Annotated in this window: 3 protein-coding genes; all 3 read right to left on the reverse strand. The window is 62.8% G+C overall.

Going from position 1 to position 8,841, the window contains the following annotated elements; genetic code table 11:
• A partial coding sequence (locus FEM54_RS16900; protein WP_240792759.1) for a two-partner secretion domain-containing protein occupies window positions 1-6,648 on the reverse strand: 6,648 nt, incomplete at its 3' end.
• A 227-nt stretch (window positions 6,649-6,875) separates the two neighbouring features.
• The gene (locus FEM54_RS16905; RefSeq protein WP_017139649.1) at window positions 6,876-8,048 is read right to left on the reverse strand and encodes a substrate-binding domain-containing protein; all 1,173 of its coding nucleotides are present in this window, start codon (window positions 8,046-8,048) and stop codon (window positions 6,876-6,878) included.
• A gap of 471 nt (window positions 8,049-8,519) precedes the next feature.
• A partial coding sequence (locus FEM54_RS16910) for a type II secretion system F family protein (RefSeq protein WP_171045856.1) occupies window positions 8,520-8,841 on the reverse strand: 322 nt, incomplete at its 5' end.

An 8,841-nucleotide genomic window follows, 5' to 3' on the forward strand; every position in this document is an offset into this window, starting at 1 on the left:
ACGGTCAACCTCAACGCCAGCGAACGTATCACGGCCAACCACAAAGGCAGCCTGACGGTACATCAGGCCCAGGGTGCCGCTGCCGGTACCCGCCCCATTGCTGATCACGGCTGGCGGTGTGCTGGTGGCGCCACCCCATACCAGGGTGCCGGTCTGGATCAGCGCCACATCACTGGCGCTGCCGTACCCATAGATCGCAGGCGTGGTCAGCAGCAGCTCATCGAGCAGCGACTTACCCGAACTGTCGAGGGTGCTCAGCGTGGTGTTGCCATAAAAATTCAACGATTGCCCGGCGGTCAGCGCCAGGCTTTGCAAGGCCGGTGCACCGCTGGAAGCATCGCCGCGCAGCAGGCGGTCCAGCACCTGCTGGTTGAGGGTCAGGCCCGACGGCAGCACACCCCGCGCAGCGGCGTCGGCCAGCGCTTGGGCACTGCCGACGTTGATCCCACCCACCGCCAGGGCCAGATGGCGGGTGCCATAGCGCACGCTGTCACTCAAGGCAAACCGGTTGGTGGTGGCAAAGGCTATCGAGCCTTCGGAATAGAGTGATGCGTCGCCGCTGCAGGCACTCAGGCTGCATTGGCCGATAAGAATGCTGCCCGGCCCACTGGGGCCGTCACCGTTTACCGGCGCCAGCATCTGCAAACGTCCATTGGAGACTGCCAACACGCTGCGGGTGCCCGGCCGGTAGATAAAACCATCATCGGAGTCATAGGCGGCCTTGCCGCGCCCCAAGGTATTGATCGACGCACCTTGCTCGATTTCAATCGCGCCCGATGACCTGCCCGACACCAGGAACACTTCCGGCGCCGCCAGGGTCGCGTCCTGGCGCACAACCACCGAGCTCGCGGTGATGGCTGCCAGGTCGGACCTGACGAAGTTGCCACCTTGGCCATACACCACCGTCAGTTCACCGCCCACCACCAAACGGGCAGCCCCCAAGGCATTCAAGTCGCTGGCCCGCACCGACGCCATCAATGCAGCGCTACTGGCCGTTGCGGTGTCAGAAACCACTTCTATGTCGCCACTGGACAGCACCGCAACAGTGGCACCAAAACCGCCCTGTGCGGGGTTGAAGCGCCCCTCACCATCAAAGCTGAACCCCAGGTCTTTTTGACCGCCCACCAGTCGCAATCTCAGGGTTTTGGCATCGGCTTCAAGCGCAGCACGTGGCACACCCAGGCGTGCCGCATCCGCGCGAATAAAGTCTGCGTAAGCGGTTTCGTTGTACTGGGAATAACGGCGCAATACCTCAGCCGGAGTGACAATCAACTGGCTCGATAAACTGTCACGAATGTGAGTACCGGCAACCGACAGCAAGCCTTCGGTTGACCAGGAACCGTTATTCATGGCCGCGGCGCTGTGCATCGCGCCGCTGGCGAACGGCGCGGCCAAGCCGTTGATCTCCAACCGAAACGCCCCTGGCAACAGGGCGTAAGTGGACGGCAGCAAGGTGTAGGTCCCCTGTGGCAGGCCAGGCACACCCGCACCGATATTGATTTGCTGGCCGACCAGAGGCTGGGTCGCGCCCGCTTCGCCGCCGCTCGGCGCTACCCAGGGCTGGCTGCCGGGGACAATCGCATAGATGGGGTTGGTGGCCAGGCCCGGTAAGGAAAAGCGTCCGTCCGCTCCGATTTGCACCAAGGGGTTGTAGCGCGCATCCGTGGAACCGCCGCGCCCGGAAACGAATGCCGCGCCAAGCAATTGGCCGCCACCGGAAAGGTCCAGCACTGCGTCCCGTTGCACATTCAGCGAGCCGCCCGCCAGTTGCACACCCACCGCCGCATTACCTGTACTGCGGGTGCCGCCAACGCCCAACAACTCTACCTGCTTGCCGTCGTAGCGCCACGTCACGCCGTCGACTGTTCCACCATAAGGCAGCACCAGGCCACCTGCGCTGACAGAGGTCAGGCTGCCCGGCAACAGATTGATCACTTTGGTAGCGCGCGTAATACCACCGTCCACACCCAAGCTGAGACTGCCCATAGGCGCGCGAAGCACACCGCCTTGCTCGATGGTCGAGGCGTTCAGCGATAGGCTGCCGAACACTGAGTAAGGCAGCGCCGGGTCCGTACTGCGCACCCGGCCAATGCGCAACGTACGCGCCGGGTCAAATTCACCGCCGGTGTTACCTGCCGTCACCTCGGCAACGGCCCCGGTCGCCGGGTAAATCTGCGCGGCGATCAGGTTCAGGTCGGCTTGGGTGGTCAGGGCGGTTTGGGTTTTGTCGGCGCTTCGGGCCAGAAAGCGCATATCCCCCTGGCTGACCAAATGAGCCTGGTCAAAGGCACGCCGGTCAATACCGTTGGCCAACGCTTTGGAGCGCTCGGCATGGGCGCCGAAATTGACGCTATCACGCACATCCAGCACGTTCGACGCTTCGACGCTCAACAGGCCAGCCGTACCTTGAGTGGAAACGCCGCCCTGGACCGTCGGGCGCACCAGGCTGTCGGTGGCGCTGTTGTTGTTGCCCACCCCGGCAAGGCGCACATAGGGTGCGGTCAAAAACACCTGAGACGGCTTCGCGGCGCTATCGGTCAAAGCCATGGCCCCTGAATACAGGCTCAGGCTCTGCCCCAGACGCAAGGACACATCACCGTCAAAGCTGATCAGGCCGTTGCTCAGCAGCGACAGGTTGTCGAAACCGCCGGCGCTGACCTGGTTGGCCGTCAGCCGTCCATGCCCGTAGGTCAAGCCGCCCGCCACCGCTTCGGGCGTACTGCCGATCGGTAAAGGCGCGCCTGAATCGGCGGCACTGACGATCAATTCACGCGCCTGGCGCACACGGGCAGCGGCGGTATCGAGGTACAACGGCGCTTCCAGGGCCACGTTCAGGCTGCCACCCGCCGCACCGGCGCCGCCGCTGTTGGCGCTAAGCGTGCCGTCCAGATAAAGGCCATTGTTGGAAGCCAGGGAGATGGTGCCGCCACGGCTGGCGACCACTGTGGGGCCGGCACCGGACATGTCCAGTAGCGCCTGGCTACCAGAGGCGTCCAGGCGTGCGCCTTCGCGCACCACCACAAACAGGTTGGCCGCGCTGGCGACGCCGGTGGCCGGGTCAATCACCCCGCCAATCACGAGAGTGCCGCCCTGGCCCACCACGCCGTAGCGCCGCCCCAGGCTGTCGACAGCCGTGGCTGCGCGTGCGGCCACGTCCAGCACGGCGTGTTCGCCGACCCAGATCGAACGGTCGTGACCTTTGGCCTCAACACCATCGGCCACCGTGGGCTGCACGCTGACGCCACCCAGGGTGATAGTGCCGCCCCAGGCATTCAACGTGCCGTCCACGGTCAACTGGCCAATGCTGCGCACGCCGATGGACTGGCCCGGATCCACGTTGATCACCGCACCCTGGCCAATGCGCGCCTGCACCGCAGCCATCTGCGCCGCAGTGGACAATGCGGTACCTGCTTGCAAGCTCAGGCTCGCGCCTTTGCGCAGGGTCAACTGGCCCTTGGTGGGGGTTTCGCGGTATTGCGGCGGCGTCCAGATTTGCAATGCGCTGCGCGGGTCGGCGCCGCTCACCAGGTTTTGCGCGGTGTCATTGAGGCGGTAAACCGGCGCAGTCACGTCGACCTGAGTACCGTCGGCCACTAACAAACCTTCGTTGCCGGTGATGTCGTAGGCACCAAAGCCTTTGTTGAAGAACCCGCTGTCGAGTTGCAGCGTGCCCGCCTGGGGCGCGGCCGGCTGATCACTGATCAGCACCTTGCCGGCCTGCACACTCAAGCGCCCGCCGCCACTGACGCCATAGCCGAGCAACTCGCCGTTGAGGGCCAGGTTGCCGCGGCTGTCTGCACTGTTGGCGTTGGCCGCAAGCGTGACGTCGCCGCCCTTGCCACCGATCAGTTGGTTCCTGGCATCCAGGGCCGCGCCGGAAGACACGTCCACCCGGCTGCCGGCTGCCAGGCTCACATCGCCACTGCTGCGCAAGGCCACGTTGCCGCCGTTGAGGTAAGGCAACCGGCTGCTGTCGCTCACACTGAGCAACTGGTTGCTCCACAGACCGCTGGTATCCAGCGACACGCCAGCATTGACAACCAAGCTGCCGCGACCACCAAGGGTCACGTCGTTCTTGCCGGTCGGCGTAATCTGCGCCTGCACGTTGCCCAGCTGCAGGCTGCCGGAATGCGCGGTGAGGTTGGCATTGACCTCGATCTTGGGACCAAACAAGGTGATGTCACCGGCGGGCTCCACCTCCAGAGCGCCATTGACCAGAATCGAGCCGGTGCTGGCGACCTTGATCGATCCCAGTTTCGTCGCGCTCAACGCCTCACTGTCCAGATACAACGTCGACACTCGATCAGCCGGCAGTGCGCTGTTCAAGTCCAACCCGGCCGCGACGGCAGCGGCCCTTGGCCCCAGCACCACGTTCTTCGCCGTGTTGGCGTCCGCGCCCAAGGCATACTGCAACTGGGCACTGTCCTTGACGTAGTACGGCACATAGCTGCCCACCACCAGGGCGGCGCCACGGGCCACGGCTTTTTGCGATTGCAGGTAACCGTCCAGGCCTTTTTGCGCAGCCTGGGTCTGGCGCTCACCCTGGTAGGTGTCGCCGACAATTTGCCCTTCCAGCACGGCGCCGGCAGTACTGACGACCAGGCGCCCGGCATCGCGCCCGACGGTATAGCCGGCTTCGCTGCGCTCGCGCGGGGCGATCAGCGGGTTGTAGTAATAGTCGGTCACGCCCCAGCGCTGGCTGTGGTCTTCGTAACCCTTGTAGATCCCGGTATAAAGCAAATCCCCCGGCGCACTGGACAGCTCGTACAAGCGTCCATCAGGGCCTTTGAGCCAGGTTTGCTGGATCTTGCCGGCCTGCACATCAAGGGTGCCGCCCGACAGGTTGATCTGCGAACCCTGCCGGGTCACCACGTCCTTGCCGCTGAACGTCACCGTGCCGCCCTGGGCCATCCATTCGCCAATGCCGTGGTTGCGCGTGCCCAGATAGCCGCCCACTTCCAGCAGGCCGCCCGCGGTGTACCAGCGGTCGGTGGCATAGCCATTGGTGCCGGCCGGGACAAAAATCAGGTCGCGGACATCCACCCACACATCGTTGTTGTTCAGCGTTTTGCCGTCACGGTTGACCGCCGCATCGCGCTGCTCGTTACCCTGGATATTGACCTTGACGCTGTTGGACTCCATCGCCAACTTGACGCCGATGGCGCCGGACACGTCGATCACTGCGCCGTCACGCAGCAAGCTGCGCTGCGCCGCCTTCACGCCGACCTGACCACCCGTTGCCAGCGTCAGGGAGCCGCTGCGAAAGTCCACCGTGCCGTCACTGGTGATTTCCACCAGGGATTGGTCGCGCCGGTACACGTCAGCCGGCACGACGTTACCGGCCTGGTCAGCCGCCGGGGTAATCAACCCGGCGCGCTGGCTGTCGAGGGCGTTGCTGCTGTCGAGCACAATGGCGCTGAGGCTGCCCTCGCCCAGGCTTACGCTGGCGTTGCTGCCGGTGCCCTTCAAATGCACGGTGCCACGTGCTTCCACCGAGGAGCTTGAAAGCACCACGCCGTTTTGCAGCACCTGCTGGCCGGTCAGGGTGATGTCCCCCGTAGAGGCCTGGATCAACCCCGTGTTGCTGGCCTTGCCACTGCCGGTGACGCTGACTTCGTTGCCGCGTGTAGTGGAAGCAACATTGCCGTCAGTGCTGTAGCCCTTCTTGATCACAAAGCTGTCGCCCGCCGCCAGCACAGTCTGGCCGCGTGCAGTGGAAATGCTCCCGGCGTTTGCCACCTCTTTGCCCAGCAACAGCACATAACCGCCACCCGCCGTCGATGTCGCGGGCACCTGGGTCTGGATCTGCGCGCCGCGCTCGACCGTCACATTGCCAGCGGCCTGGGCAAAACTCGGCGCGCTGTTGCTGGCGCTGTACAGGCCCCTGGCGGTGAATTGCTCATCGCTGAACCCGGTGGCTGCCGCCACCAGGTTGCGCACATTGACCTGGCTGCTGCCGCTGAACACCACGCCGTTGCCGTTGACGATCATCACCGTGCCGTCGGCCTTGATCGCCCCCTGGATCTGGCTAGGCGCGGTGCTGTTATTGATCTTGTTGAGCACCGCCCAATCGCTGTTCTGCTGGAACTGCACGGTGGTGTCGCGGCCCACGTTGAAGGTTTGCCAATTGAGGATCGCCTTGTCGGCCGTCTGCTTGATCGACACCAGCGTCTTGCCGTTGGCATCGGTCTGCACCGGCCCTTCGGCGTTGACGAACAGCGGCTTGCCATCTGCGCCAATCACCACATTCAAGCCATTACCACCCAGGCCGTTGTGGATGCTCTGCGGCGCCGCGCCCGCGCTGCTTCTGGCAGCGGCCTGCACGGCCTGTTGCGCGGCAATCGCGGCGACGCTGGTATTGAGGTTCTGCAAGGAGCGCTGCAACTGCTCGTTGCCGCGCTGTTGCTGGGACAACGGCGGCGGCGTTCCCGGCATCACCACACCCGGTCGTGCGCTGCCGGCCGTTTGCGCTGCGCCCTTGGCCGAAAACCAGCCCGAACTGAACGCCTGAGGCTGCGCCGCGTGGGCACCACCGGCAAACACCAGCAGCGCAATGACCTGGGCCAGGGGTTTGAGCAGCAACACTTGACCTGAGGTGGCAGGCACCTTGTCGGCACGGGTAGCAGGCAGCTTCAGTCGGGAACGCATCACTTACAGGTCCTTTTGACGGGTCAGGCGAACGACGGGCACGCAAACACTGCGCGGCCACGTGTCGGGGTTATTGCTTAAGGCAGTTGCCGGGGGGCGCGACCGAACTGTTGTCACACAATGTTCACGCAGTGCGGTTCAACTGGCGGGTTGGGCGAGGAAACGACAAAACCGGCAATGACGCGAAGTCATTGCCGGTTGTGGGGCAAACCCTGTCGAGACGGGGCTTACTGCGGACGGCCAATACCGTTGCAGGTGTTGGTGTCGCCCAGGCGCAGGGCGCTGGTGGTGGCGTAGAAGTTGTCGTGGACAGCTTTCTGCCAAGTAGCGGACAACGGGATGAACGAGTGGCTGCTGGTGGTTGCGTTGTTCAAACCGGTGTAGTGACGGTTCAAGAACACACGGATACGCGCGGTGTCAGTGGTGTCTTTGTAGCACTGGCTGAAGACCAGGTTGGTGTAGCCCACAATGGGGTAGCCTGCGGTAGGGTTAGGAAACGTAGGGACCCAGTTCAGAGGATTTTTGGCTTCGTCGCTGCCAAGAACCGGAGGTACAACACCGTCAAGGCTGGCTTGAACGTTGACTTCAGTCGGCAGGAAACCGTTGACCGAAGCAACAGCGGCAGCGCTGTTGAACTGTGCATAGTCAGGGCTGACGTAACCGATGGCACCGTTGTTGTTGGTAATGGCAGTGGCAACACCTTGACTGCCGGTGACCGCGATGTAGCTTGAGCCGGCCGGAGCGCTGGTGGCTGGGTCAAAACCGATGGCGGTGACGAAGCTGTTGCTGACAGCCGGCACCGAAGCAGGTTTTACCGCCTTGAGGTGGTTGGTCAAGATCTCGGTAGTGCCGCTGGTTTCCTGGCGATAGACCACTTTGATCTGCAGGTTTGGACCCGCAGCCCCGTTGAATAGCACCTGGTTCCAGTTAGTGATTTTGCCGGCAAAGATATCAGCCAACTGGCCACTGCTGAGCTGCAGCGATGTCTTGCCGTCGATGTGGTAAGGCACTGTCACCGACGTGGCCTCGGCCGGGATTTGAATCAACGGGCCGTAGGCGGCACGGCCGTTCACGGCGTCAGCATTATAAGCCGCCAGTTCCGCAACGCTAACGATCGAGTCACTGCCCGCATAGTCAACGGTGATGCCGGCAGCCAGTTTCAGCTTGGTCGAATCATTACCGAAGAAGGCCTTTTTGCCGTCGCCGCTGCCTACACCGATATAGGGGTTAAAACCAGGGACGGTGGCAGAGAGGATGCCGGTAGCCGTGGTCGAAGTGGCCGTGCTGCCGTAGAGTTTTTCCGGCAGGGTGGCACCGCCACCGACCACTGCGGCCATGGATTGGGCGGAAGCCAGTGCTGCAACTACCAAAGAGGCTGCGATCATAGTGCGCTTAAACATGAAGAATCTCCTTTCGTCGTGTTTGTACGTTTGGGTAGAGGGCTCTTGCATGACGCTATGGCTTCGGTCCCGGGCCGTGTTCCGGGGGTGGCTGGGGTTGAGGCCATGGGTAGGCAATTTCGCAGCATCCGATGACAGCAAAAGGAAAAAACCTCGGGAGGAAGCGCTTGATTTTACGAAAGATTCTCGGGTGTTTCGGTCATGCTTTTGAGCGATTTCAAGGCAGGTGACAGCGAGGTTTCAGCGGGGTTTTGCTGGATGCGGTGTGGGCTGTGTCGCAGTGGGTTGGATGTGACGGAATGAGGAACCCGAGGTTGCAGTGATGCATATAGGGAGCGAGCAGAATCAACTGAATAAAACCGACCCAGATGTGGGAGCTGGCTTGCCTGCGATGCAGATACCTCGGTACATCAGGCACACCGAGTTGATGCCATCGCAGGCAAGCCAGCTCCCACATTTGACCGGGTGCAATCAGGTCACCAGTTGGTTGATCTCGATGATCGGCAACAACACCGCCATCACAATCACCAGCACCACCGCCCCCATCACCACAATCATCAGCGGCTCCAGCAACGCCGTCATGCCCATCGCCCGGCGTTCGATATCGCGGGACAAGGTCTGCGCCGCACGTTCAAGCATCGGCGGCAGTGAACCGGTTTTTTCGCCGCTGGCAATCAGGTGAATCAACACCGGCGGGAAGACCTTTTCCACTGCCAATGCAGGCGCCAGGTTAACGCCTTCGCGAACCTTGGCGGTGGCATCGTTGACGCACTGGCTGAGGCGGTCATTGGAC

It is taken from the genome of Pseudomonas edaphica, from assembly GCF_005863185.1.
GTDB classification, from domain to species: domain Bacteria; phylum Pseudomonadota; class Gammaproteobacteria; order Pseudomonadales; family Pseudomonadaceae; genus Aquipseudomonas; species Aquipseudomonas edaphica.

What these genes read in the sequence shown, in the direction of transcription:
- FEM54_RS16905 (WP_017139649.1), bottom strand. Translation starts at nt 8,048, where the DNA reads ATGTTTAAGCGCACTATGATCGCAGCCTCTTTGGTAGTTGCAGCACTG.